Raw genomic sequence first — 634 nt, forward strand, 5'->3', positions numbered from 1 at the left:
CGGAAACCTTGAATGTCTCGTTTACGGCCATCCGGTAGCCGTTCATGTCGATCCGATTGAGAAAAAACCTCTTTTTCATTTTCTTCCCCGAAGCTTCAGTTTTTCTCTCGGAACCGTGGGATGCAATCTGCGCTGCCCGTTTTGCCAAAACTGGCAGATATCGCAATGCGGCGAGATCGACACTTCGTATACTCTTCTTCCCGCAGATGCCGCCCGCATCGCGCAGGAGCGCGGTTGCGCCTCCATAAGCTACACCTACAACGAACCTGCCGTATGGTATCCCTATGCCAAGGACATAGGATTGGAAGCGAAAAAACGGGGTCTGCGCAACGTCTTCGTTTCCAGCGGCTTTGAATCCGAAGAGGTGAGCGAAGATTTGCCAAGCTGGCTCGATGCGACCAATATCGATCTAAAAAGCTACGATTCGGGATATTACAAAAAAACGCTCAAAGCCTCGCTAGAAGGGGTTCAGGAAACGCTCAAAGCGATGGTTCGTCTTGGCATCTGGGTCGAAGTAACGACGTTGATCGTGCCGGGACATAATGACAAGGAACATGAACTCAAAGGAATCGCAAAATTTATCGCTGAAGAATTGGGGCCGCACGTGCCGTGGCATATCAGTGCGTTTCATCCC

The 634-nt window shown here is 50.8% G+C and carries 1 protein-coding gene; it reads left to right on the top strand.

From position 1 onward, the window contains the following. Positions 1-634 (top strand): AmmeMemoRadiSam system radical SAM enzyme (gene amrS, locus JU82_RS01170; RefSeq protein WP_294891985.1); only part of this gene is annotated, 634 nt, incomplete at both ends.

The sequence above is a fragment of the Sulfuricurvum sp. MLSB genome (assembly GCF_000747095.1).
Classification (GTDB): domain Bacteria; phylum Campylobacterota; class Campylobacteria; order Campylobacterales; family Sulfurimonadaceae; genus Sulfuricurvum.